General features: G+C 45.2%; 27 protein-coding genes and 1 other annotated feature. Of the genes, 22 read left to right on the top strand and 5 right to left on the bottom strand.

Annotation, left to right across the window (positions count from 1 at the left end; translation table 11 throughout):
- Nucleotides 1-2: 2 nt before the first annotated feature.
- From IAE45_RS07980 to IAE45_RS07960, 5 genes are all read left to right on the top strand, one after another.
- Nucleotides 3-1,451, top strand: coding sequence for a DHH family phosphoesterase (locus IAE45_RS07980; protein WP_005232918.1), 1,449 nt, complete (start codon nt 3-5; stop codon nt 1,449-1,451).
- Between the two features lie 15 nt (nt 1,452-1,466).
- A complete protein-coding gene (rplI, locus tag IAE45_RS07975; protein WP_005226371.1) occupies nt 1,467-1,919 on the top strand; it encodes a 50S ribosomal protein L9 in 453 nt (150 codons plus the stop codon).
- 108 nt (nt 1,920-2,027) lie between these two features.
- Nucleotides 2,028-3,398, top strand: coding sequence for a replicative DNA helicase (dnaB, locus tag IAE45_RS07970; protein ID WP_005226374.1), 1,371 nt, complete (start codon nt 2,028-2,030; stop codon nt 3,396-3,398).
- Nucleotides 3,399-3,645: 247 nt separating this feature from the next.
- Nucleotides 3,646-4,938 (top strand): adenylosuccinate synthase, encoded by a 1,293-nt coding sequence (locus tag IAE45_RS07965; RefSeq protein ID WP_005232916.1) that lies wholly within the window; start codon nt 3,646-3,648, stop codon nt 4,936-4,938.
- A gap of 140 nt (nt 4,939-5,078) precedes the next feature.
- Entirely contained in the window at nt 5,079-5,954 is an 876-nt protein-coding gene (locus IAE45_RS07960) for a DegV family protein (RefSeq protein ID WP_016611673.1), read from the top strand.
- 101 nt (nt 5,955-6,055) lie between these two features.
- On the opposite strand, the gene IAE45_RS07955 is transcribed toward IAE45_RS07960, so the two are convergent.
- Complete coding sequence (locus IAE45_RS07955) at nt 6,056-7,678, bottom strand: ABC-F family ATP-binding cassette domain-containing protein (protein ID WP_081117596.1); 1,623 nt, start codon at nt 7,676-7,678, stop codon at nt 6,056-6,058.
- A 208-nt stretch (nt 7,679-7,886) separates the two neighbouring features.
- Here IAE45_RS07955 and IAE45_RS07950 point away from each other — a divergent pair, with 208 nt between their 5' ends.
- The gene (locus tag IAE45_RS07950; RefSeq protein WP_005232914.1) at nt 7,887-8,705 is read left to right on the top strand and encodes a ZIP family metal transporter; all 819 of its coding nucleotides are present in this window, start codon (nt 7,887-7,889) and stop codon (nt 8,703-8,705) included.
- A gap of 55 nt (nt 8,706-8,760) precedes the next feature.
- Here IAE45_RS07950 and IAE45_RS07945 read toward each other — a convergent pair whose 3' ends face one another.
- Nucleotides 8,761-8,964: a hypothetical protein gene (locus IAE45_RS07945; RefSeq protein WP_008376766.1), complete on the bottom strand. Its 204-nt coding sequence runs from the start codon at nt 8,962-8,964 to the stop codon at nt 8,761-8,763.
- A 151-nt stretch (nt 8,965-9,115) separates the two neighbouring features.
- Here IAE45_RS07945 and IAE45_RS07940 point away from each other — a divergent pair, with 151 nt between their 5' ends.
- Entirely contained in the window at nt 9,116-9,517 is a 402-nt protein-coding gene (locus tag IAE45_RS07940; RefSeq protein WP_086293479.1) for a DUF4809 family protein, read from the top strand.
- 103 nt (nt 9,518-9,620) lie between these two features.
- Here IAE45_RS07940 and IAE45_RS07935 read toward each other — a convergent pair whose 3' ends face one another.
- Together IAE45_RS07935 and proB are read right to left on the bottom strand one after the other, a co-directional pair.
- Complete coding sequence (locus IAE45_RS07935) at nt 9,621-10,865, bottom strand: glutamate-5-semialdehyde dehydrogenase (RefSeq protein WP_200125753.1); 1,245 nt, start codon at nt 10,863-10,865, stop codon at nt 9,621-9,623.
- Nucleotides 10,862-11,677: a glutamate 5-kinase gene (proB, locus tag IAE45_RS07930; protein ID WP_060791699.1), complete on the bottom strand. Its 816-nt coding sequence runs from the start codon at nt 11,675-11,677 to the stop codon at nt 10,862-10,864. Before proB ends, IAE45_RS07935 begins: the two co-directional genes overlap by 4 nt.
- Before the next feature lie 189 nt (nt 11,678-11,866).
- Here proB and IAE45_RS07925 point away from each other — a divergent pair, with 189 nt between their 5' ends.
- The 13 genes from IAE45_RS07925 to IAE45_RS07870 all read left to right on the top strand — a co-directional run bounded on the left by IAE45_RS07925 (nt 11,867) and on the right by IAE45_RS07870 (nt 22,172).
- Nucleotides 11,867-12,376: a dUTP diphosphatase gene (locus IAE45_RS07925; protein ID WP_005232909.1), complete on the top strand. Its 510-nt coding sequence runs from the start codon at nt 11,867-11,869 to the stop codon at nt 12,374-12,376.
- A gap of 44 nt (nt 12,377-12,420) precedes the next feature.
- Nucleotides 12,421-13,791 (top strand): DNA repair protein RadA, encoded by a 1,371-nt coding sequence (radA, locus tag IAE45_RS07920; protein WP_005226394.1) that lies wholly within the window; start codon nt 12,421-12,423, stop codon nt 13,789-13,791.
- 1 nt (nt 13,792) lies between these two features.
- Nucleotides 13,793-13,924: a hypothetical protein gene (locus IAE45_RS19200; protein ID WP_267907344.1), complete on the top strand. Its 132-nt coding sequence runs from the start codon at nt 13,793-13,795 to the stop codon at nt 13,922-13,924.
- 35 nt (nt 13,925-13,959) lie between these two features.
- Nucleotides 13,960-15,099, top strand: a complete 1,140-nt coding sequence (locus tag IAE45_RS07915) for a PIN/TRAM domain-containing protein (protein ID WP_005226396.1) — start codon at nt 13,960-13,962, stop codon at nt 15,097-15,099.
- A gap of 169 nt (nt 15,100-15,268) precedes the next feature.
- Nucleotides 15,269-16,726 (top strand): glutamate--tRNA ligase, encoded by a 1,458-nt coding sequence (gltX, locus tag IAE45_RS07910; RefSeq protein ID WP_195265652.1) that lies wholly within the window; start codon nt 15,269-15,271, stop codon nt 16,724-16,726.
- Nucleotides 16,723-16,921, top strand: a binding site (T-box leader). It overlaps the preceding gene by 4 nt.
- 65 nt (nt 16,922-16,986) lie before the next feature.
- On the top strand, nt 16,987-17,523 hold the full coding sequence (epsC, locus tag IAE45_RS07905; protein WP_026008130.1) for a serine O-acetyltransferase EpsC: 537 nt from the start codon (nt 16,987-16,989) through the stop codon (nt 17,521-17,523).
- Nucleotides 17,516-18,928 (top strand): cysteine--tRNA ligase, encoded by a 1,413-nt coding sequence (gene cysS / locus IAE45_RS07900; RefSeq protein WP_016608947.1) that lies wholly within the window; start codon nt 17,516-17,518, stop codon nt 18,926-18,928. The genes epsC and cysS overlap by 8 nt, the downstream gene beginning before the upstream one ends.
- Entirely contained in the window at nt 18,925-19,347 is a 423-nt protein-coding gene (locus IAE45_RS07895) for a Mini-ribonuclease 3 (RefSeq protein WP_015508687.1), read from the top strand. The genes cysS and IAE45_RS07895 overlap by 4 nt, the downstream gene beginning before the upstream one ends.
- Nucleotides 19,313-20,152, top strand: a complete 840-nt coding sequence (gene rlmB, locus IAE45_RS07890; RefSeq protein WP_010748485.1) for a 23S rRNA (guanosine(2251)-2'-O)-methyltransferase RlmB — start codon at nt 19,313-19,315, stop codon at nt 20,150-20,152. The genes IAE45_RS07895 and rlmB overlap by 35 nt, the downstream gene beginning before the upstream one ends.
- On the top strand, nt 20,149-20,667 hold the full coding sequence (locus IAE45_RS07885; protein ID WP_005226413.1) for an NYN domain-containing protein: 519 nt from the start codon (nt 20,149-20,151) through the stop codon (nt 20,665-20,667). The genes rlmB and IAE45_RS07885 overlap by 4 nt, the downstream gene beginning before the upstream one ends.
- A gap of 94 nt (nt 20,668-20,761) precedes the next feature.
- On the top strand, nt 20,762-21,325 hold the full coding sequence (locus IAE45_RS07880) for a sigma-70 family RNA polymerase sigma factor (RefSeq protein WP_140966354.1): 564 nt from the start codon (nt 20,762-20,764) through the stop codon (nt 21,323-21,325).
- 87 nt (nt 21,326-21,412) lie between these two features.
- The gene (locus IAE45_RS07875) at nt 21,413-21,658 is read left to right on the top strand and encodes a Veg family protein (protein WP_005226417.1); all 246 of its coding nucleotides are present in this window, start codon (nt 21,413-21,415) and stop codon (nt 21,656-21,658) included.
- Nucleotides 21,659-21,719: 61 nt separating this feature from the next.
- A complete protein-coding gene (locus IAE45_RS07870; protein WP_200125751.1) occupies nt 21,720-22,172 on the top strand; it encodes a GNAT family N-acetyltransferase in 453 nt (150 codons plus the stop codon).
- A gap of 95 nt (nt 22,173-22,267) precedes the next feature.
- Here IAE45_RS07870 and mscL read toward each other — a convergent pair whose 3' ends face one another.
- Nucleotides 22,268-22,714 carry a large conductance mechanosensitive channel protein MscL gene (mscL, locus tag IAE45_RS07865; RefSeq protein ID WP_077453215.1) on the bottom strand — a complete coding sequence of 149 codons (447 nt, stop codon included), beginning with the start codon at nt 22,712-22,714 and terminating at the stop codon, nt 22,268-22,270.
- Between the two features lie 161 nt (nt 22,715-22,875).
- Here mscL and yfmF point away from each other — a divergent pair, with 161 nt between their 5' ends.
- The gene (yfmF, locus tag IAE45_RS07860; RefSeq protein WP_200125749.1) at nt 22,876-24,144 is read left to right on the top strand and encodes an EF-P 5-aminopentanol modification-associated protein YfmF; all 1,269 of its coding nucleotides are present in this window, start codon (nt 22,876-22,878) and stop codon (nt 24,142-24,144) included.
- A complete protein-coding gene (gene yfmH / locus IAE45_RS07855; protein ID WP_200125747.1) occupies nt 24,137-25,435 on the top strand; it encodes an EF-P 5-aminopentanol modification-associated protein YfmH in 1,299 nt (432 codons plus the stop codon). The genes yfmF and yfmH overlap by 8 nt, the downstream gene beginning before the upstream one ends.
- The last annotated feature ends 193 nt before the right edge of the window (nt 25,436-25,628 follow it).

The raw sequence follows: 25,628 nt of genomic DNA, 5'->3' as shown, positions 1-25,628 counted from the left end.
AGATGGCAGCAATTGGGTTGATTTCAATTGATAATTACGATGATTTGATTGAGAAAAAAGACGACAAACAAGTTTCTTATTTGAACTCGCTGATCACGACACTGATTTCTGATTGGGCAAGTGAGAATCATGTTTTTTACAAACGAATCAATTCCGAGCGGTTTCTTTTCGTCGCGAAGTATTCAGATATTGAGCGGATGAAGGAAGAAAAATTCCAATTTTTGACTAGAGTACGGCAAGTTGCGGAAAAAAATGATCTGGCATTAACGATCAGTATGGGAATCTCCTATGGGGAAGAGTCTTTTGAAGAGATTGGTGAAGTGGCACAAAACAATCTCGACATTGCGTTAGTTCGTGGCGGCGATCAAGTCGTTTTAAAAGAAGCCAAAGAAGAAGCAAAACCGCAATTCTTTGGCGGTAATACGGATGGTACGCCGAAGAGAACGCGTGTTCGTTCTCGTGCCATGAGTACGGCGTTGAGAAAGATTTTTGCTGAAAACCAGCGGATCTTTATCATGGGACATCGTTACCCGGACATGGATGCTTTAGGTTCGGCTTTTGGGGTGGCTTACATGGCGATGATGAGCGACAAAGAATGCTACATCATTTTAAATCCGAAAGAGATCACCGCCGACATTCAGCGGGCATTGGAAGAATTGAAAAAATACCCCGAGCTGGAACGATTTGTGATCACTGGGGAAGAAGCAGTCAATTTATCAAATGAAGAAAGTGTCTTAGTGATGGTAGATTACCATAAGCCGTCGATGTCGATATCGCAAGCGGTCTATGATGAATTTGACAAAATCGCAGTGATCGATCACCATCGTCGCGGGGATGAGTTTCCCGATAAGCCATTATTGACGTATATTGAATCTTCCGCGTCTTCAGCATCGGAACTGGTAGCAGAATTGATCCAGTATCGCGCTTCTCGCAGATCGCAAGTCCCTAAATTTATTACGACTTCTTTATTAGCGGGAATCTACGTGGATACGAAGAACTTCACGGTGCGAACCACTGGTCGGACCTTTGATATTGCTGGCTATTTGAAAAATCAAGGCGCAGATACGTCATTGGTTCAATACATGTTGAGTACGGATTTAGATTCCTATTTGATGATCAGTGAACTGGTTTCTCGCAGCCAGCATTTCCGAGAAGATATCGTGATTGCTGCAGCGGATGAAGATCGGGTGTACGATAGTGTCACCGTTGCAAAAGCGGCCGATACTCTGCTATCGATCAATGGGATCCATGCCGCGTTTGTCATTACGAAACAGCCAGGAGATTTGATCGGTATTAGTGCTAGAAGTACCGGAAAAGTCAATGTACAAACCTTGATGGAGGCATTAGGCGGCGGCGGACATTTTACCAACGCAGCCACGCAAATAAAAAACAGCAGCATTGGCGATGTAGAAAACCAGTTGCGAGCAGAATTAACGAAAAATGAACAATAACAAGGAGTGACCAAGATGAAAGTTATTTTCTTACAAGATGTCAAAGGCAAAGGCAAAAAAGGCGATATCAAGGAAGTCCCTAATGGCTACGCACAAAACTTCCTGATCAAAAACAACTTAGCCAAACCTGCCAACAATGAAAGCATGGCAGAATTAAAAGGCAAACAAAAAGCCAAAGAAAAACAAGATGCGGAAGTCTTAGCAGAAGCGAAAGAGTTAAAAGCACTTCTTGAAAAAGAAGAAACCGTCGTGAAGATCAATGCCAAAGCAGGGGAAGATGGCCGCTTGTTCGGTTCGATCCCATCAAAACAAATTGCCGATGCTTTGAACAAGCAATACAAAATCAAAATCGATAAACGCAAAATCGAATTGGATCAGCCGATTCGTGCATTAGGGTTTACGCAAGTACCTGTAAAATTGCACCCACAAGTAACAGCAACGATCAATGTTCATACCATTCAAGAATAAGTATTACTCCCAACAGTCACATGTTGGGGTTTTTTTCGGCAAACGTCCAAGCAATCTTGTACTTTGGATGGGAATCTTGTAGAATGAATGGACGAAGGAGCGAATGGCATGAATGAAGTTTGGCAAAATCAAGTTCCCCCACAAGATATTGAAGCGGAACAAGCGGTCCTAGGGGCAGTCTTTTTAGATGCCGATGCGATCATCGATGCAATGGAAGTAATCGCCCCAGAAGATTTTTATCGCCGCAGCCATCAAATAATTTTTCAAGCAATGATCCAGTTGAACGACCGTAGTGAATCGATCGACTTGATCACGTTGAAAGCAGAAATTGAAAAAAGCAATAGTCTTGAAGATGTTGGCGGTCTGACGTATCTGACTGAATTGAGTCAAGCTTCACCATCAGCAGCAAGTATTGCTTATTATGCGAAGATCGTTGACGACAAAGCCACGCTGCGCAATCTAATCCAAACAGCGAGCCGTATCGTAACCAAAGGCTTTGAACAAGATGAAGATGTGCAGTCGATCATTGATCAAGCAGAAAAAAGTATTTTAGAAGTATCCGAAAAGCGCAACAGTAATGGCTTCCAATCGATAGCGGAAGTCTTGAATCGGACGATCGAAACGATCGATCAATTGGCGCAAAACAATGAAGAAATCACCGGATTACCTACGGGTTATGCGGCTTTAGACAAAATGACGGCGGGGCTGCAAAAAGAAGAGCTGATTATTCTGGCTGCCCGCCCCGCGGTAGGGAAAACCGCATTTGCCTTGAATATCGCACAAAATGTCGGAACGAAAACCGATCGTTCCGTGGCGATCTTTAGTCTGGAAATGGGGGCTGAATCATTGGTCAACCGGATGCTTTGTGCGGAAGGCTCGATTGAGGCCAGTCACTTGCGGACGGGGCAGCTCTCAGAAGAAGAGTGGCGGAATTTGATCGTTGCCATGGGCAGTCTTTCTAACGCCAATATCTATATCGATGATACCCCTGGGATCAAGATCTCTGAGATCCGGGCGCGTTGTCGGAAACTCGCGCAAGAAAAAGGCAATCTCGGCTTGATTTTGATCGACTATTTGCAGTTGATTGAAGGAACGGGTCGCGAAAACCGCCAACAAGAAGTTTCTGAGATCTCTCGCCAATTAAAGAAACTGGCGAAGGAATTAAAAGTGCCGGTGATTGCACTGTCTCAGCTTTCTCGGGGTGTGGAACAGCGACAAGACAAACGTCCTGTTTTAAGTGATATCCGGGAATCAGGGTCGATCGAGCAGGATGCCGATATCGTTGCTTTCTTGTATCGGGATGACTACTACCGCAGTGAAGGCGACGATGACGATGAACCAGAAGAACAACAAAACAACAATGTGATCGAAGTCATTATCGAGAAAAACCGGAGTGGTGCCCGAGGGACCGTCGAACTTCTATTCATCAAAGAATACAATAAGTTCTCCTCGGTCTCGCCACGAGAAGAGTTCGGGTAAGACACCAATTATTTGAAAAACAATGGCTCCTGCTGCCGTCCGCATCGCGCTGATGGTAGTAGGGCTTTTTTTATGTGTCGACTTTATTCGTTTTTACGTGTATAAATAATTATTCCAAAGAAAATAGTTCGTTTTTTACCCCTGAAAAATGAGAATTTAAAACGATTATTCGATTTTAGATTGAAAGAGCTTGCGAATCTTGTTACAATACTTAAGGAATGCACTAATTAAAGAAAGAGGTCATTATATGTCATCTGTAGTAGTAGTAGGTACACAATGGGGCGATGAAGGTAAAGGAAAGATTACGGACTTTTTGAGTGAAAACGCGGAAGTCATTGCACGTTATCAAGGTGGAGACAATGCCGGCCATACGATTAAATTTGACGGTGTGACCTATAAACTGCATTTGATTCCTTCAGGGATCTTTTATGCAGATAAAATCAGTGTCATTGGAAACGGGGTCGTTGTGAACCCGAAATCATTAGTTAAAGAATTAGCATACTTGAAAGAAAACAATATAATAACAGAAAACTTGAAGATCTCTGATCGTGCACATGTTATTTTACCTTACCATATCCATTTGGATCAGCTGCAAGAAGATGCCAAAGGTGACAACAAAATCGGTACGACGATCAAAGGGATCGGACCAGCCTACATGGATAAAGCGGCCAGAGTCGGCATTCGGATCGCTGATCTTTTAGACAAGGAAATTTTTGAAGAACGTCTACGCATCAACTTAGAAGAAAAAAATCGTCAATTCGTGAAAATGTTTGATGCAGAACCAATTGCCTTTGAAGACATTTTTGAAGAGTATTACGAATATGGCCAACAAATCAAAAAATATGTGACGGATACTTCGGTGATCCTTAACGATGCCTTAGATGAAGGCAAACGAGTTTTATTTGAAGGGGCACAAGGCGTGATGCTGGATATCGACCAAGGAACCTATCCTTTCGTAACGTCATCCAACCCTGTTGCTGGAGGAGTCACTATTGGTAGTGGTGTAGGTCCTTCAAAAATCAACAAAGTCGTTGGTGTCTGCAAAGCTTACACCTCTCGGGTAGGCGATGGTCCATTCCCAACGGAACTGTTTGATGAAACAGGTGAACAAATTCGTAAGATCGGTCGTGAATACGGAACAACGACAGGACGTCCTCGCCGTGTGGGCTGGTTTGATACCGTCGTGATGCGCCATTCAAAACGGGTCTCAGGGATCACGAACCTATCCCTTAACTCGATCGATGTCTTGAGCGGTTTAGAAACCGTGAAAATCTGTACCGCTTATGAACTAGACGGCGAATTGATCTATCATTATCCAGCAAGCTTGAAAGAGTTGAACCGCTGCAAACCAGTCTACGAAGAACTTCCTGGCTGGTCTGAAGACATTACTGGCTGCAAAACATTAGCGGATCTGCCAGAAAATGCACGCAATTACGTGCATCGCATCTCTGAATTAGTCGGTGTCCGCATTTCGACCTTCTCGGTAGGACCAGACCGCAGCCAAACCAACATCTTAGAAAGTGTTTGGGCGCAAATTTAATCTGACGCGAAAGCATCAGAACAAGACAAAGAACTCCTACGTCAAAAGCAGTCAACGATAAGTTTGGCTGCTTTTGATGAGAATTTCTTCTGTCTTGTTCTTTTTTTGCTATAATAGGGGGTAACGAGAGGGGTGAAACCATGTTTCAAATCATGACAGATTCCTGCTGTGATTTACCAGCAGCAAGATTAGCGGAGCTAGATGTCGCCTATATTCCAATGCTGATTGAATTAGACGGCAAAGAATATATCGATGATATGGGCAAAGAATTTGATACGGAATGGTTTTTAGGAAAACTAAAAGAGCATGCGCAACCGACGACTTCTCAAATCAATGTCGGACGTTATATGGAATATTTTCGGCCATATGTCGAAGCGGGCACACCGGTCCTTTATTTAGGTTTTTCTTCAGGAATGAGCGGCTCATTCCAAAGTGCCGTCCAAGCCGTAGCCTTACTAAAAGAAGAATACAAAGAAGTTGCGATCACCTTGATCGATACGCGCTCTGCTAGTTTAGGGGAAGGCTTCTTAGTGGCTGAAGCAGCCCAACAAAAAGCCCAAGGACGTTCGTTGCTGGAAGTCAGCCAATGGGTAGAAGAAAACAAACTGCGTTTAGATTCATGGGTCACCGTCGATGATTTAAAACAGTTGGAACGCGGCGGCAGAATCTCTAAAACGGCCGCAGCGATCGGCGGATTGTTGAATGTGAAACCAATCATTACCGTCGATACCGCGGGAAAATTACGCAGCGTTGATCGAGTGCGGGGACGCAACAAAGCGATCCAAAAAATCGTGGATCAAACCATTGCCAATCTTCACGAATCAAAAACCAATACGGTTTATTTTGCCAATGCTGGCGATGCCGAAGCAGCGGAGAAAGTCATCAAGCGTTTGACCGAAAAAGTTCCTGACATTATTATTCATCATTATCCATTAGGTCCAACGATCTCCAGTCATACCGGCTATGGCTGCTTGGCGCTGTTTTCATTCGGCAAAGCCCGTTTAGAACAAGCGTAACCTGCCAAAAAGCGCCCGAAGCACCTAGGCAAAATAAAAGAAACGCTCCAGTTGCAGCCTTGGTGGCGGGCAACTGGAGCGTTCTTTTTTTCAAAAGCAGCTTATTGATTCAATTCTGCTACGCGTTTTTGGACATCTTTGTTTTCTAAGAATTCATCGTAGGTCGTTTCGGCACGATCCACCACGCCTTTGCTAGAGACCGCAATGATACGGTTCGCAAGGGTTTGAATAAATTGGTGGTCATGAGAAGCAAACAACAATGAGCCGGTGAAGGCCATCAAACCATCGTTTAATGCGGTGATCGATTCTAAGTCCAAGTGATTGGTTGGATCATCCAACACCAATACGTTGGCTTTTGAAAGCATCATTTTCGACAACATACAGCGAACTTTTTCGCCCCCGGAAAGAACGTTGACGGGTTTTAATACTTCATCACCAGAGAATAACATGCGACCGAGGAAGCTGCGCAAGAAGGTATTGTCGTCTTCTTCTTTGCTTGCGTATTGACGCAGCCAATCAACGATCGGGGTATCCGTATCGAATTCGCTGGTCGTATCTTTTGGCAAGTAGGCATGCTGCGTGGTGACGCCCCAACGAACACTACCTGTATCAGGAGTGATTTCCCCCATGATGACTTTGAATAGCGTCGTGGTGGTGATATCGCTATTGGCAACAAAAGCGACTTTGTCGTCTTTGTTCAAGGTGAAAGAGATATTGTCTAAAATCTTTTTGCCGTCGATCGTCACACTGACATTGTCGACTTGTAGCAAGTCATTCCCGATTTCACGTTCTGGTTTAAAACCAACAAACGGATAGCGGCGGGACGAAGGTTGAATATCATCAAGGGTGATTTTATCCAACATTTTTTTCCGAGACGTTGCTTGTTTGGATTTTGATGCATTGGCACTAAAGCGTGCGATAAAGTCTTGCAGTTCTTTGATCTGCTCTTCTTTTTTTGCATTTGATTGGGATTGTAATTTCGCCGCTAATTGGCTTGATTCCAACCAGAAATCATAGTTGCCGACAAACAATTTGATTTTGCCGAAGTCTAGATCGGCCATATGGGTACAAACTTTATTTAAGAAGTGACGGTCATGGGAAACAACGATAACGGTGTTGTCAAAGTTGATCAGAAACTCTTCTAACCAGTTGATAGATTGGATATCCAATCCATTGGTAGGCTCATCTAGGAGCAAGACGTCTGGCTTACCGAAAAGGGCTTGTGCCAGTAAGACTTTCACCCGTTGACCAGCAGTTAGATCTTTCATCAAGACATGATGCAATTCATCGGGAATGTTCAAGCCTTGCAAAAGAACAGCTGCTTCGGGCTCTGCTTCCCAGCCATCAAGTTCCGCAAATTCGCCTTCTAGTTCGGCGGCACGAATCCCATCTTCATCAGAAAAGTCTTCCTTCATGTAGATCGCGTCTTTTTCTTTCATCACTTCGTAGAGACGTTTATGGCCCATGATAACCGTTTCGATCACGGGAAACTCTTCGTAATCATAGTGGTTCTGTTTCAAGACAGCCATCCGTTCATCAGGACCTAAAGAAACATTCCCGGTCGAAGGTTGGATCTCACCAGATAAAATTTTTAAAAAAGTTGATTTACCAGCACCATTTGCACCAATCAAACCATAACAATTACCAGGCGTAAACTTAATATTAACATCATCAAACAGTTTGCGGTCTGAAAAATGCAAACTTACATCACTTACTGTAATCAATTCTTTTCCTCACTTTATATAAATTGACATGGAGTCTCCTAGCATTATAGCGATGAATGTTGAAACTTTCAAGTAAAGCCGAGGATTTCGTCAGGAAAGGCATAGGCCTGGTGAAAGAAAAATTATGGTTGCTGCTGCCTTCCTAGTAGAACCTGACGGCTTCCTATGCTAGAGTATTGGTAGAATAGTTAGACAAAGGAGCAGACGAATGGTGGATTGGTTGGTTGGATTGTCGCCATGGCAGCAAGCGTTGGCGGGGACGATCTTTACGTATGGTATGACGGCGCTTGGGGCAGCGCTAGTCTTTTTCTTCAAAGAAATCAATAAAAATGTCCTGAATACGATGCTGGGGTTTGCTTCTGGCGTGATGATCGCTGCTAGTTTCTGGTCGTTATTAGATCCTGCGATCGCACGAGCCGAAGAAAATGGCGACATTCCGTGGCTTGTGGTCAGCATCGGGTTTGGTTTGGGCGGTTTGTTTCTATATGCAGCAGATAAGACGCTCCCGCATATGCATTTTGGTCCAAATCATGAAACAGAAGGTTTGCCCAGTCATTTGAAGCGAACGATCTTGCTGGTCTTTTCCATCACGCTGCATAATATCCCAGAAGGCTTGGCGGTAGGGGTAGCGTTTGGGGCGGCGGCTAGTGCCGATGATCCGCGAGCAGCGATCTTAGCGGCGCTTTCGGTAGCGATCGGGATCGGGATTCAGAATTTTCCAGAAGGCGCAGCCGTTTCGATCCCCTTGCGTCAAGAAGGATTAAGCCGAACCAAAGCCTTTATGTATGGGCAAGCGTCCGGGATCGTAGAACCGATCGCCGGTGTGATCGGGGCTTTGTTGGTAACGAGTATGTCCGCTGTCTTGCCGTATGCGTTGGCTTTTGCAGCGGGTGCTATGATCTATGTAGTGGTGGAAGAATTGATTCCAGAAGCGCAGCAAACCTTAACGAGTCGCCGCCATTTTGCGGTCTTTGGCGTCATGCTAGGCTTTATCTTAATGATGGTTTTAGATGTCGCATTAGGCTGATCGATAAAAAAACACCTGACTGTTGGAAAGTCAGGTGTTTTTGGTTTTCCTGCAATTAACGATAATATTTTCTTGGCTTTTGGCGAATCGAGGTTAACCAGCGAACGATCAAAACGGCTAGCAACAAAGGAATCCCGAAACGGAAAATCAATCCAATCAACCCACCAACAATGCCTAATACGACGGATAAAACAAGAGATGCTGCGATTAAAACTGCCACGACAGTAACGATTCTTCCTAATAAACTTTCTGTATTCATAGTGACTCCTCCTAGACTTTTTTTTCTTATCCTTAGCATAGCAAGAAAGAAAAAGAAACACATCCAACTTAAGGCGGAATAATTGCTCCGCCGTGGGCCATAGGTTTGTGATAAACTAAACATGAATCATTCATGAAAGGAGTCAAAAAGAATGAACGTAGAAATCCTCACGAGCCAAGTCATCACGGAAGGAGGGTGCAATGCCTGTTTGCCTTATGAACTCAATACCTTCACGCTGCAGCTGCCAGATGGTCGTTGTTTTTCGCTAGAAAACTTGGATGCTGCTTCCTTGGTGATGCCCATTGCCCAGATCAATCAGTGGCAGACTCGCTTATTATTAGAAGAAGACGAAGGACTGATTTATCAAAAAGGAACGCAAGAAGTAATTTTCGTAGAGGGCAGCCGTCAGGATACGTTTTCCAGCAAAGGACAGACGATTGCTTGTCCGAAAAAGAGTTGCGAAGCTGACGTTTTTGCCACAACCAATCGAGTGCTGACAGAATTGTTCGGCATCGAACCGCTTTCCTTCGTTCTGCGGGCTGCACAAGCATAAGAGGACGAAAAAAAGCCGCTTGCGCATGTAGCGACCTCCTGAAGTTAGCTTTTTAGTCTAACTATTGGGGGGCATTACAGCAAGTGGCTGTTTTTGCGTATCGTTACTTACGGATCTGGCCTTCGCCATAAATAATGTATTTGGTGGAAGTCAGTGCTTCTAACCCCATTGGCCCACGGGCATGTAGTTTTTGCGTCGAGATGCCGATCTCGGCACCAAAGCCAAACATAAAGCCATCGGTGAAACGGGTCGAGGCATTGACGTAAACCGCCGCCGCATCAACTTCTTTCAAGAAGCGTTGGGAAGCGAAATAATCATCAGTGATGATCGCTTCGGAGTGCTTCGTATTGTAGCGATTGATGTGGGCAATGGCTTCTTCTAGCGAAGCCACCACTTTGATCGCTAAGATATAGTCTAAAAACTCGGTTGCCCAGTCCTCTTCAGTGGCAAGCTGTGCATTGTTCAAAAGCGCCAACGCTTTTTGATCTCCTCGCAATTCGACTTGATCGGCAAATTGCTGTTCTACCATAGGCAAAAATTCTGCCGCCACTGCTTCATGGACGAGGATCGTTTCGATGGCATTGCAGACAGAAGGACGTTGCGTCTTTGCATTCGTGACGATCGCCAGAGCCATCGGCAGCTGGGCTGCTTGGTCGATGTAGATATGGTTGTTGCCGGTGCCGGTTTCGATCACTGGTACTGTGGCGGTCTCTTTGACACGTCGAATCAAGCCGGCGCCCCCACGGGGGATCAAAACATCCAAGTATTCCGTCAGCCGCATCAGCTCAGCCGCTGTTTCGTGGCTCGTGTCTTCGATAAACTGGATCGCATGGCGGGAGTGTCCGTTGGCAGCTAATGCCTCTTGTAAAATAGTCACGAGGACTTGATTGGAGTGGAAGGCTTCTTTTCCACCACGCAAAATCACGGCATTTCCTGATTTGAAACACAGACTAGCCGCGTCAGTAGTGACATTAGGGCGGGCTTCATAGATGATGCCGATGACCCCTAAAGGCACCCGCTGTTGACCAATCAAAAGATCGTCAGCATTGCGCCACATTTTATCCACGGCACCGATTGGATCGGGCAATTGGGCGACTTCTCGGATGCCGTTAGCCATCTCGGTGATCCGTTGTTCTGTCAGCAACAGACGATCTAGCATCGTTTGGCTGGTTCCTTTGGCTTTTGCGGCGGTTAGATCTTGTTGATTAGCAGCTAAAATCTTCTCGGTAGCTTTTTCTAAAGCATCGGCCATCGCTGCCAGTAGGTGGTTTTTTTCACTGGCACTCAGTAAGCTTAATGCCTGGGCGCTTGCTTGTGCTTGTTGACCGATCGTTTGTAAATTGCTCATTGCTCATCCTCCGTTCGTTGATAAAAGTGGGTGCCGACAGGTTCCCCTGCGAGCAAGTCAAAAATAATTTTCGGCTGCTTGCCGTTAGCCAGCAGCATGTGACTGTTCAAGTCTAAGATACGTTGGGCGGCTTTTAGTTTACTGGTCATACCGCCGGTTCCATAAGGACTGCCTTTTCCCGTAGCTTGTTCTAAAAGTTCTGGGGTGATTTCATTGATCTCGGAATACAAGACGGCATCAGGATCATTTAGCGGATTGGCGGAATAAAAGCCGTCGATATCAGAAAGCATGATCAAAAGCTCGGCTTTCGTCAACTGAGCGACGATCGCTGACAGCTGGTCATTGTCGCCGAATTTGGTGAGATGATCCAATTCATCCACTGCTACCGTGTCGTTTTCATTAATGATCGGGATGATCCCCATCGCAAGTAACTGCTCTAAGGTGTTGCTAACATTTTGACGGCTTTGGGGAAATTCGATGATGTCTCTGGTCAGCAGGATCTGTGCAGTCTGCTGGCTATAGCTTTGAAAACGCTGGTTGTAGATCGTCATCAGTTCCGATTGGCCAACGGCGGCCACGGCTTGCTGCTGCGGGATCTCCACGGGTCGTTCTTTCAAATTCAACTTGTTCATGCCAACACCGATCGCACCAGAGGAAACTAAGATGATTTCTTTGCCTTGGTTTTGTAAAGCTGCTAAGACAAAGGCTAATTCATCGATACCAGCTAGATTGATGGCACCATTGGGATAAATCAACGAGCTGGTGCCGATTTTTACAACGATTCGGTTTTTGTTTGAAAGATCTGCGCGCATATGCCACCGCCTATTTTTTGATATTTTTTCTATTGTACTCGCAAATGGGCGTTTCGTCATGCTCTTTTTTCTTTTTGAGCTATTTTTAAACGAAGAAATTGTAAAGACTTTTCGATAATTGTGTTTTCCATGAAGAAAATAGTTCTTCCTATGCTAAAATAGCTATATGTTTTATTATTGGAGGAACCCATGAAATTACGAGGATTTGAAATTATTACATCATATAAAGAAAAAAGCATCACCTTGCCTCAACGTGCCACCCATCATGCGGCTGGTTACGACTTTGAAGCAGCGGAAGAAATCGTGGTGCCAAGCATTTGGAAAGCGGGCGTGATCGACGGGGTCAAAGCGCTTTTTGCGAAAGAGACCGCAAAACAGTTGAAGCCAACCTTGATTCCCACGGGGATCAAAGCCTATATGGGGGAAGACGAGTATTTGCAGCTGACAAATCGTTCCAGCAATCCTTTGAAACGTTTCTTAGTCTTGACGAATGGTGTCGGCGTCATCGACAGCGATTACTATGACAATCCAGATAATGAAGGGCATATCATGTTTCAGTTTACCAATTTCGGCCCCACAGATGTCGTCATTAAAAAAGGCGAGCGGATCGGTCAAGGAATTTTCTTGCCGTTCTTAAAAGCTGATCAAGATACAACCACTGCCAGCCGAACCGGCGGCTTTGGCTCCTCGAATCAGTAAATCCTGCCTGGGGGTCTGTTTGATAGAAGTAGTGGAGGAGATCAATGGCAAAAAAAGCAAAAAGTCAATTTGTCTGTCAAAACTGCGGGTATAGTTCCCCTAAGTATTTAGGAAAATGCCCCAATTGCGGCAGCTGGAATTCAATGGTAGAAGAAGTGATCCAAGAAACTGCTGATCGTCGTGTACGTACGACATTGACGGGGCAAAAGATGCAGCCGACGAAAATCGCCGATGTCGTACCGAAAAAAGAACCGCGGGTCCAAACGAAACTCGCTGAATTGAATCGCGTCTTAGGCGGCGGCGTGGTCCCAGGTTCCTTGATTTTGATCGGTGGGGATCCCGGGATCGGAAAATCGACGCTGCTCTTGCAAGTTTCCCAGCAATTAGCAGCGATCGGCGGAACGGTCTTGTATGTGTCAGGAGAAGAAAGTGCCGAGCAGATCAAAATGCGGGCGCAGCGCTTAGGCGCCATCGACACGGAATTTTATCTCTATGGGGAAACGGACATGTCAGAGATCAGTAAAGCGATCGAAAACATCCGCCCAGATTATGTGATCATCGATTCGATCCAAACCATGACCCAACCGGATATCACCAGCGTGGCAGGCAGTGTCAGCCAAGTGCGAGAAACGACCGCAGAATTGCTGAAAATCGCTAAAACCAATGGCATCGCCATCTTTATCGTTGGCCACGTGACGAAGGAAGGCTCGATCGCAGGACCGCGGATGCTGGAGCACATGGTGGATACCGTCTTGTATTTCGAAGGCGAAAAGCACCACAGCTTTCGGATTTTGCGGGCCGTCAAAAACCGCTTTGGGTCCACCAATGAGATCGGGATTTTTGAAATGGAAGAAGGCGGGTTGAAAGAAGTCGCCAATCCGTCACAAGTCTTTTTGGAAGAACGCTTAGAAGGCGCAACTGGATCGGCGATCGTAGTGGCAATGGAAGGCAGTCGGCCAATCTTGGTGGAGATCCAAGCTTTGGTCACGCCAACGATGTTCGGCAATGCCAAACGCACGACGACGGGGCTAGACTTCAACCGCGTCTCGCTGATCATGGCGGTTTTAGAAAAACGGGCAGGCTTACTGCTGCAAAATCAAGATGCCTACTTAAAAGCAGCCGGCGGGGTCAAATTAAATGAACCCGCGATCGATCTAGCGATCGCTGTTAGTATCGCGTCTAGCTATAAAGAAAAAGGCACCAGCCCGACGGAGTGTTTTATCGGTGAAATTGGCTTGACAGGTGAGATTCGCCGAGTCAATGCGATCGAGCAACGGGTCAAAGAGGTGCAAAAACTGGGCTTTACAAAAGTTTATTTGCCGAAAAATAATCTGACTGGTTGGCAGCCGCCAAAAGGCATCGAAGTCGAAGGCGTGTCTACCTTAGCCGAAACCTTACGGAAAGTCTTCCGTTAAAGTGGAGTCAACGCAAGAGCAAGGGGCAATCTCCCTTCCTCTTGCCCTGATGCCGCTGGTTCATTTGGTTGAACCAACCGATCGACAACCGCTGACTGGCGGAAAGAGCCTGTTTGGCAGCACGGATTTTTGAACAAAAGAAACCTACTGGAGTATGGAGGAACATGTATGCAGAAACGAGTCATTACGGCACTAATGGTACTTGCCGGAGCAAGTCTAGGGATCTCACTGATGCCTATCGCATGGCAAGCCATTGGGCAAACCCAAAACGAATGGCTGAATAATAACATCACTAATAGTTTGCTTGGAGCCCTTATTTTCTTTTTATTATCTTTACTATTAGCGAAATATATTGCAGCCGGTATTCGCAAAATTGAAGAAAAACTAAGTGAATTGAGCTTAACGTATCTCTTGTTTGGTGCAATTGGTTCGATCATCGGTCTGATGATCGGTGTGATTGTGTCGATTCCTTTTTACAATTGGGATATTCCTTTTATCAACGGGATCGCCCCAATCTTAGTGATGGTCCTGTTAGGGTATCTCGGTTTTCAGATCGGGACGACACGGATCGATGAATGGAAAAAAGTCTTTGCCCCGAAAAACAAAAAGGCAGAGCCCCAAGAGCAAGATGAACAACAGATGCTGGAAAGAAAGATCGCGGATCACTTCCACAAATACAAAATTTTGGATACCAGCGTGATCATTGATGGTCGGATCTATGACATTGCTAAAACAGGCTTTTTAGAAGGCGTCTTGCTGATTCCCAATTTTGTCTTGTACGAATTGCAATACATCGCAGATTCTGGCGATAGTTTGAAACGGGTTCGGGGCCGCCGCGGCTTGGATATTTTGAATGCTTTGCAAAAAGAAGAAGGCATTGCAGTTGAGATGTATGAAGGCGATTTTGAAGACATTTCCGAAGTCGATAGCAAGCTGATCAAGTTAGCGAAGATGCTGGATGGTGTCGTCGTGACCAATGATTACAATCTAAACAAAGTTTCTGAATTTCAAAATGTGCCGGTCTTGAATATCAATGCGTTGGCCAATGCGGTCAAACCAGTGGTGATTCCAGGAGAAAGCATGCACGTCTTAGTAGTGAAAGCTGGCACGGAGCGCCAGCAAGGGGTCGCTTATCTAGATGACGGGACGATGGTCGTGGTGGAAGATGGCCAGCATTACATGAATGAACACATCGAAGTGATCGTCACCAGCGCTTTGCAAACGGCAGCTGGGCGGATGATTTTTGCCAAACCAGCCCATTCTGGTCGCGGCATTGACAACAAAGAAGGATCAAAATCAGAGAAATAATCCTCGGCAGCTGGCGTAAAATATGTCAGCTGCCTTTACTAATTGGGTTATTGATTGTACAATTCAACTTGAGGGTTCTGTTTTTTACGCGGGTCTTTCCCACTAAACTGAACAATAAGCCCCAAGCAGCTTGGCTGGCTTGGAAATCAGATGAAGGAAGAGGAAAACAATGACAAAAGTACGTGTACGTTACGCGCCAAGTCCAACAGGACATTTACACATCGGGAATGCTCGGACGGCTTTATTCAATTATTTGTTTGCTCGTCATAATGACGGTGAATTTATTATCCGAATCGAAGACACCGATCAAAAAAGAAACATTGAAGATGGTGAAAAAAGTCAGCTTGAAAACTTGCAATGGTTAGGGATGGATTGGGACGAATCACCTGAAAATCCAGGGGAATATGGGCCGTATCGTCAATCAGAACGCGGCGATATCTACCAACCACTGATCGATCAATTGCTTGCAAGCAATCGTGCGTATAAGTGTTATTGTACGGAAGAAGAGTTGGAAGCCGAACGCGAAGGCCAAAGAACGCGTGGCGAAATGCCTCATTATGCAGGGAAATGTGCCAACTTAACACCGGAAGAGCAAGCCGAAAAAGAAGCACAAGGCTTGAAACCAGTGATTCGTTTCCGTGTCTCTCGCAATACTGAATACAAATTCCATGACATGGTCAAAGGCGAGATCGTTTTTGAATCAGATAATGTCGGTGGCGATTTTGTCATCCAAAAACGTGATGGCATGCCGACCTACAACTTTGCAGTAGCAGTGGATGACCATCATATGAAAATCACCCATGTGTTGCGTGGAGATGACCACATCGCCAACACACCAAAACAGTTGATGATCTATGAAGCATTTGGCTGGCAAGCACCGGAATTCGGTCACATGACGTTGATCATCAATAGCGAAACTGGGAAAAAATTAAGCAAACGGGACGAATCGATTCTGCAATTCATCGAGCAATACCGTGAATTGGGCTATTTGCCAGATGCTATGTTCAATTTTATTGCACTTTTAGGCTGGTCACCAGTTGGGGAAGAAGAAATCTTCTCTCAAGAAGAATTGATCAAAATCTTTGATCCTGAACGGTTGAGCAAATCACCAGCTGCCTTCGATGCCAAGAAATTGGAATGGGTCAATAACCAATACATGAAACAAATGGATTTGGATGAATTGACGGCAATGTGCGTTCCTTACTTGGTAAAAGCTGGCCGCATCGAGGAAACATTGACCGAAGAAAAAGCTGCTTGGTTGAAAAAAATCGTGTCCTTGTATCAACCACAAATGAGTTTTGCGGCACAAATCGTCGATCTTTCGGAATTGTTCTTCGAGGAACACCCTGAATTAGATGATGCAGCCAAAGAAGTCTTAGCAGGAGAAACTGTACCGACGGTTTTGACAGCCTTTAAAGAAAAATTACAGGCGATGCCAGTCGTTGAGGCTGCGGCAGTCAAAGCAGCCATCAAAGAGATCCAAAAAGAAACAGGCATCAAAGGCAAGAATTTATTCATGCCGATCCGCGTGGCGGTCTCAGGCCAAACCCACGGACCAGAACTACCAGATACCGTTGAATTATTAGGGAAAGAAAAAGCCCTTGATCATTTGAATAACGTGTTATAAACACAGCGAATAGACGAAGTACTAGCCGATTTTTTTCAGAGAGACCACGGAAGGTGAGAGTGGTCAAAAAAGGCTAGGAAATGCACCTAGGAGTGGCTTTGGCGCAAGTCAAAGACGAAGCAGCGGACGTTACCCGCTTGAAGGCAGTGCCGAACTGCGAACAAAAGTGGGACCACGCAAAAAAGCGTCTTTTGAATAAGGAAACTTATTTGAAAGACGCTTTTTTCGTATCAAGAAGTTTGGATAAAGTAGGTGAGAAGATGACTTGGTTCAAAAAAGCAATTGCGGCAACAAAAAAACACGATCCATCGGTACGATCAACGTTGGAGATCATCATCACGTACCCAGGATTTCATGCCTTGTTTTGGCATCGTTGGTCGCATTTTTTGTTTCAGCATCGCTGGTATTTTTTGGCAAAACTGACGGCCCAGTTTTGGCGTTTCTTGACTGGGATCGAGATTCATCCTGGTGCCCAGATCGGCCAAGGGGTCTTTATCGATCATGGGATGGGGGTCGTGATCGGGGAAACGGCGATCATTGAAGATGATGTCGTCTTGTTTCACGGGGTCACCTTAGGGGGAACCGGTAAAGAGCGGGGCAAGCGTCATCCCACGGTTAAAACCGGTGCGTTTCTCTCAGCCCATGCGCAGATCTTAGGCCCTGTCACGATTGGTGAGCGTGCAAAGATCGGCGCCAATGCAGTGGTTTTGAAGGATATCCCCGCAGAAGCAACTGCTGTCGGCATCCCAGCAAAGATCGTTCGAATCAAAGGAAAGAAGGTTACCCACGATGATTAAAATCTATAATACGCTGACACGGGAAAAAGAAGTGTTTCAGCCATTAGAAGAAAAGAAAGTAAAAATGTATGTTTGCGGACCCACCGTCTATAACTATATCCATATCGGGAATGGCCGCAGTACCGTTTCATTTGATACCGTACGTCGTTATTTCGAATACCGCGGCTATACAGTGGACTATTTGATGAATTTTACCGATGTCGATGATAAAATCATTCGTGCAGCAAAAGAATTAGGTACGACGGCCCCAGAAGTGGCAGAGCGTTTTATCAACGCCTTCAATGAAGATACTGCAGCGCTGAATGTCAAACCTGCTACGATGAATCCTCGTGTGATGGATCATATCGAAGACATCATTGCCTTTATTGCTGCTCTTGTAGAAAAAGGCTATGCCTATCCAGTCAATGGCGATGTTTATTACCGTACCCGTAAATTTGCTCACTATGGGCAATTAAGCGACCAATCCATCGATGAGCTGGAAGTCGGCGCAAGCCAGCGGACCGGTGAAGAACAAAAAATCAAGGAAGATCCGTTGGATTTTGCTTTGTGGAAAGCGGCAAAAGGCGATGAGATCGCTTGGGAATCTCCTTGGGGAGCCGGACGTCCCGGCTGGCATATCGAATGCTCGGTGATGGCGACCAAACACCTAGGCGAGACCATCGATATTCATGGAGGCGGACAAGACTTGACCTTCCCGCATCATGAAAATGAGATCGCCCAAAGCGAGGCAAAAACCGGCAAGACCTTTGCCAACTATTGGATGCATAATGGCTATGTGACGATCGGTGAAGACGAAGAAAAAATGAGTAAGTCGCTGGGCAACTTCGTCACGGTGCATGAGATGGTCAAAAAAGTTGATCCACAGGTGCTGCGTTTCTTTTTGGCAACGACTCAGTACCGCCGACCAATCAAATACAGCGAGACTACCTTGCATGAAGCACAAACCAATCTGCAAAAATTGCGGACGACCTATGAAAATGCCAAATTCCGCTTGAATAGCAGTCATTATCAAGCCAGCGATGAGGAAATCCATGCAGCGGTTCTGGAAGAATTTGAAGAACGTTTCGTCAAAGAAATGGACGACGATTTCAACGCGGCTAACGGGATCACTGTGGTCTATGAATTGGCGAAGTGGCTGAACTTAGCTAGCGAAGACCCAGAAACAGACTTGGCTTTATTAGCCGCTGGATTAGCCAAATTCAGCGAATGGCTGACGATTTTCGGGATTTATTTTGTATCAGAAGAATTGCTGGATGAAGAAATCGAACAGCTGATCAATGAACGGATTGCCGCCCGCAAAGCCAAAGATTTTGCCCGCAGCGACCAAATCCGTGATGAGTTGAAAGAACAAGGGATCATCTTAGAAGATACCCCGCAAGGAACCCGATGGAGACGAGAAGCATGAGAGATTATAAACAATTGAATGGTTTGGCATTGGCCTATGTGGGGGATGCGGTCTATGAAGTCTATATTCGCGATTATTTAGTCGCCCAAGGCCAAACCCGACCAAACCAACTGCACCATATGGCGACCCACTATGTATCGGCCAAAGCCCAAGCAGCGTTGATCCAAAAGATGTTGGACGAAGAGATCCTGACCGAAGAAGAACATGATTTTTACCGCCGCGGCCGTAATAGTAAAAGCCATACGGGTGCCAAAAATGCCGATGTCACGACGTATCGTATCGCTACTGGCTTTGAATCGCTGATCGGGTATTTGCACCTCACGCAGCAAAAAGAACGCTTAGACGAGCTAATAGACTGGTGTATAAAGAAAGTAGGAGAAGAAGATGCGAGAAAAACCGCAAAGAAAGCGTCCAAATAAAAAAACAGCTGGCCGATCAGAAGCCAGACAAGAAAATAGACCGGATCGCCGCAAAGAAGCCGCTGGAGAAGCCATCGAAGATAATTTTGTCTTTGGCTATCATGCGGTTGCTGAAGCCTTGAAAGAAGGGCGAGGCAACAAGCTGTTTCTTTCCGAAGAAGCACGGGGAGAAAAAATCGATCGTTTGAAAGAAATGGCGCGGGAACAGGCAGTTCCGGTCAAATGGGTGCCAAAACAAAAGCTGGATACGATGAGTGACCAAGGGGTCCATCAAGGCATGATCTTGGCGATCACCCCTTACCAGTATTTGACCTTGGATGAATTGTTGGCCCAAACGAAAGAACAGCCGCTGTATCTGATTTTGGATAATCTAGAAGATCCCCATAATTTCGGCTCCATCATGCGAACCGCTGATGCCAGCGGCGTAGACGGGATCATCATTCCGAAACACCGTGCGGTGGGGATCACGCCGATCGTGGTGAAAACATCGACTGGCGCAGTGGAACATATTCCTGTGGCCCGCGTGACTAATTTGACCCAAGCAGTCCAGCAGCTGAAAAAAGCTGGTTTTTGGATCTTTGGTACTGATATGAGCGGCAGTGATTACCGCACATGGAATGCTCAAGGGGCGGTCGGTTTGATCATCGGTAACGAAGGTCGCGGCATGGGAGAAGGCTTGAAAAAAGAAGTGGACCAAATGCTGACGATCCCAATGACCGGTCACGTGCAGAGCTTGAATGCCAGTGTGGCGGCGGGCTTGTTAATGTATCAGGCCTTTACTAGCCGAAATGGGGCGTCCCAATGAAAACCCCTTTGCTGATCGTGGATGGCTACAATATGATTGGCGCTTGGCCGGAGCTGGTTCTTTTGAAAAATCAGGACCGTTTAGAAGATGCCCGAGAAGCCTTACTGAACCGGCTGTCAAATTATGCAAAATATGAAGGGTTGAAAATCATCGTTGTTTTTGATGCCCAACTGGTGCCTGGTGTGACACAAAGTTACACCAAATATCAGCTGGAAGTTATTTTTACCGAAGAAGGAGAGACCGCCGACAGCTACATCGAACGAATCGCTGGTGAATTAAACAATCGATTGACGCAAGTCACCGTCGCTACCAGCGATTTAGCCGAACAGTGGGTGATCTTCTCTCAAGGTGCCTTGCGGACTTCGGCACGGGAATTGTACAAAAGCGTGGAAAAAACGGAAAAAGACATCCACGAGCATCAAACCGACTTGCGGTTTGAAAATTTCCGGCGCAATTCCCCCTGGTCACCGGAGCAATTAGCCGAACTTGAAAAGAAATTGCGGGACCTTAGTTAGGGACAAAGTTGGTCTGGTAAATTAGAAGATGTCCGAGCCATTTATGATACGCTCCTTTTGTAGCAAATGAAGCAAAACAAAAGGAGTGATCTCGATGCGCACAAAGGAAAGACAAGTATCGCACCGTTCAGATAGATTTGAAGAGTTGTTCAGAAAATATCGACCGATCGTTGAGATTTTGCATAAAAAATATTATCTGCGGGATTATGACTTAGATGATTGGCTGCAAGAAGGTCGGATCGTTTTTAATAAGTGTCTAAAGACTTACGATCAGGACAAGGGAACGACGCTGGGTATCTTGTTTAAGCGATCCTTTGAAAACCGTATCTGTAGCTTGTTGCGGGCGCAGCATGCCCAAAAACGCAAAGCTCAAGTCGATGCCTGCTCGCTGGAAGAAAAGCTTTCACAAGAAGGCAATCGGTTTTTGACCGATCATAATCGCTGTGCGGAAACTGCAGAGACCTATTTGTTCGTTAATGAATCGTTGGCAGCGTATCCGAAAAATTTATCGTCTTTAGAACGAATGGTTATAATGAATTATTTAAAAGGATTAGAACTTGATCAGATTGCCGCGCAAGAAAAGCTGCCTTACGAAAAAATAAAAAGCGCTTTCAGTCGCGGACGGACAAAGTTGATAGCGCTTATCAAGGGTGTTTAACAAAAATCTTATTGAAAGTAGAATTATTTTATGGTAAACTTGAAATTTTCTGCTTTTCGTGGTATGATGATGCTCGAGGTGAATGCGATGCCAACAACTTTAGCTACGATCAAGAAAGATTTAGAAGGCCGTATCGGTAGTGAGATTATGCTAGTTGCTCAGACTGGACGTAAGCGTCAAACTGAACGTCGCGGCGTTTTGACAGAAACTTATCCTTCAGTTTTTGTTGTAGATTTGGATCCAAATGAGAATTCATTCGAGCGGGTTTCTTATAGTTATTCAGATATTTTAACCAGAACTGTTGAGATTGAATTTTTATCAGAAGCTGTTTGAAACAAGAAGAGTTGACACTTTGTTGACTCTTTTTTGGTTCAATAAGATAAGGAGTGATGGGATGGCGTTTTTTCTAAAAGAGTTAGGGGAAATGACTGGGGTGGAGTTTTATCAACTTGCCCGTTTGCGTACAGCAGTTTTTGTGGTGGAACAAGCGTGTGCGTATCAAGAGATCGATGCAATCGATGAACAGGCCAAACATTTATGGGCCCTCGATGAGGACGGGCAGATCGTTTCCTACGCTCGTATTTTCCAGCAGGAACAAACGGTGCATTTTGGTCGGGTCATTGTGGCACCAGCATACCGGGGGCAAAACGAAGGTCATCGTCTGATCAAAGAAGTTTTGCAACGCATTGAGCAGTGTTATCCGGCTTTGCCTATTGAGATCGAAGCGCAAGCCCACTTAGAAAAATTCTACGGCCAGTATGGCTTTAAAACCATTACACCGCCTTTTTATGAAGACGGGATCCTGCATGTCGGGATGAAAAAAGAAGCAAGCACAGCGGCTCTCTAGAAAGGTTCGCGTGCTTGCTTCTTTTAGCGCTAAGATTGATGAATCTGATGAATCCGAATGGTTTCTTTTGTCCTTATTGACAAAGAGCCGTCTTTTTATCTGATCGTATCGTCCAATGATGTTGGGCGTGGATCAACGGTGTTTGCAGTAGGTGTTTGTGCTTTTAAAAGATCACGAATCTCTTCTAAATAATCCTCTGCAGTGACTTCTGGTACTTCTTCTTCTTCAGGTTGTTGTTTCAGATTGCGTAATTTGTTGACTGCTTTGACAATCAAGAACAAAACAAATGCGGTAATCAAGAACGTAATAATGGCAGTGATTACGCGGCCGAAATCAAAGACCACATTTTTGGCGGGTTCAAAGACCAAGCCAGAAAAGGCATCGGCGTTACCGAAGAGTGATAAGATCCATGAAACCAATGGCGTCAGCAATCCTTCAACTAAACTCGTGACGATTGCGGTGAAGGCACTCCCGATCACGACCCCGATCGCCAAGTCAATGACGTTTCCTCGTAAAATAAATTCTTTAAATTCTTTAATCATCCTGTATCCTCCCTTCTAAATCTTACTGACAGTATAGCGAAAAATGCAAGATTTATAAAAAAAAACGCTCGCTGCAGCAGGTTTAATCAATGAGCCAAGGAGAAAGTTTGTCAGCTATGCTATAATTGAAGAGATAATTTTGCTTCTAGAAGGGGTGTCACATGTCTATTGAATTAAAAAAAGGTGTTCGGTTAACGGTGCTGCCGACCAAAAAGTATAAAACGATCCGTTTTTTCGTTCGGTTCACTGCACCATTGCAGGCTGAAATGACCGCCAAACGGACTTTATTAACCAGTTTATTAGAAACGACTAGTTTGGCTTATCCGACACAGACCGCATTTAGCAGTCAACTGGCGGAGCTTTACGGTGCCAGCTTTGGTATGAATGTCAACAAACGGGGCAATCTGCATCAAATCAATGCAGCGATGTCCTTTGTCAACGGGAAGTATGTGTCAGATGAAGCCGTCTTGCCGCAAGCAGCCGCTTTTTTAGCAGAAGTTTTGTTCCATCCGAATGTTCACGAGGAGCAATTTGAAGAAAAGAACTTCACCATCGAAAAGCACAACTTGATCGCCTATATGAACAGCGTGGCCGAAGACAAGCAAGCATTGGCTTCTTTAGGGCTGCAAGAGTTGTATTTCGAAAACGATCAGAATCAGAAGTATCCAAGCTTTGGTCGTCCCCAAGACTTAGAAGCTGTGACCGCAAAAGAGCTTTACCAAACCTATCGCTCAATGATGGACAATGACCAAATCGATCTTTTCGTGATCGGCGATGTGGTTGAAGCAGAAGTCGCGGAGATTTTCCAGAACATGGCCTTTACCGATCGGCCAGACCAAGCAATGCCGGTCTTTTATCAGCAAGCGGCGGAAAACATCATTCGCGAGAAAATCTTGCGGGAACCAATCATTCAAGCCAAATTGAACTTAGGCTATCATACTGGCGTGTATTATGACCAAGCTGAGCGGATCGCCTTTATGGTCTTCAACGGGTTGTTTGGCGGTTTCCCCCATTCCAAATTGTTTATGAATGTCCGTGAGAAAGAAAGTTTGGCTTATTATGCGTCCAGCAGTATCGATACGTTTCGCGGGTACTTGTCGGTCCAAACAGGGATCGACGGCAAAAACCGGGACAAGGTCTTCAAATTGATCGAACAACAGCTGCAAAGCTTGCAGCGTGGCGAAGTCACAGCGGAAGAACTGGCACAAACAAAAGCGATGTTGAAAAACCAGTACTTGCTTTCGTTGGATAACCCACAAGCACTGATCGAAACAGCCTATCTGAATCAGTGGGTACCGAATACGAAAATGACGGAAGATGAATTTATGCAGAAATTGGCTCAAGTGACCGTGGCAGATGTCCAAGCATTGGCCAAAAGCGTGTCCTTGCAAGCTGTATTCTTCCTGGATAAGGAGACGACCCATGAATAAAAAAGTCTATCAGCAAATCAATGAGACCCTTTATGAAGAAGTATTGCCAAACGGCTTGAAAGTTTATTTGCTGCCAAAAGCCGATTTCCATAAAACTTACGGACTTTTCAGTACGAACTATGGCTCTGTCGACAATCATTTCGGGTTTTCACCCGAAGCATTGCATCAAGTTCCAGATGGCATTGCCCATTTTCTAGAGCACAAACTGTTTGAAAAAGAAGACGGCGATGTCTTTCAAACCTTTGGTCAGCAGGGGGCTTCTGCCAATGCCTTTACCAGTTTCACGAAAACCAGCTACCTTTTTTCGGCAACCGATCAAATCAAGCTGAATCTTGAAACGTTGATCGATTTCGTTCAAGCCCCGTATTTTACAGAAGAAACCGTCGAAAAAGAAAAAGGGATCATTGGTCAAGAAATCCAAATGTATGATGACGATCCGAACTGGCAGCAGTTTTTCGGTATTATCAAAAATCTGTATCCAAAGCATCCCTTGCATATCGATATCGCTGGTACGGTGGAAAGTATTGCGCAGATCACCGCAGAAGACTTGTATTTTTGCTACAATACCTTCTATCACCCAAGCAATATGACACTTTTTGTGGTAGGGAATATCGATCCGGAAGAAACGATGGCGTGGATTCGGACCAATCAAGCGGCCAAGACCTTTCCAGAAACGCAAGCGATCATTCGCCAGTTTCCTGAAGAAACCTTTGCCGATATTCAAGCAGAATCAAGTCTTACCATGCCAGTGACACGTGCCAAAGGCGTGTTAGGGATCAAAGGGGACTTGAACAAACTGCCGGAATCAGGAAGAGAGCTTTTGCGCTTCAAAAATGCGTTGAATCTTTTCTGCCAATTGGTTTTAGGCAATACGTCCGCCAATTATTTGCGTCTGTATGATCAAGGCATCATCGATGACACGTTTGGGTTTGAAGTGAACTTGGATCGCGGCTTTTACTTTGCCGATTTCTCGGGGGATTCTGAAGAGCCAAAAGAAATGTTGGCGGAGATCGAAGCGATCTTAATGAATTTCCAGCACGACCCAGAAATTAATGAAGAAAACTTGACGTTATTGAAGAAGAAAATGCTAGGGAAATATTTCCAATCACTGAACTCATTGGAGTTTATTGCAAACCAGTTTACCCAAAGCTTATTCGGAGAAACGACGCTCTTTGATCTACCGGAGGTGATCCAATCCATCACTTTAGAAGATGTTCAGCAAGCGGCTCGTTCCTTTATCGATCCTAAAGCGTTTAGCCGTTTTTACATGTATCCAACGGAAAAAGCCTAAACGAAGATGCATTTTGTTAACTAACTGTCATCTAAGCAACACTGAATGATTCAAGGAGGAAAGCCCAACAGATCAAGGGCTGGCCAACTCTTTGGTCATTCAGTGTTTTCTTTTTTGCGTCAAAGGACGGTTTTTCCTTGCATTTTGATGCCAATTTGGCGAAAAGTATTAAAATTTGTTTGCGAGTTGTCGT

This window comes from Enterococcus sp. S53, assembly GCF_016516865.1.
In the GTDB taxonomy this organism is placed as follows: domain Bacteria; phylum Bacillota; class Bacilli; order Lactobacillales; family Enterococcaceae; genus Enterococcus_D; species Enterococcus_D innesii.
Note: the sequence above shows the minus strand (reverse complement) of the source record. Positions and strands in the feature narration are given on the sequence as shown.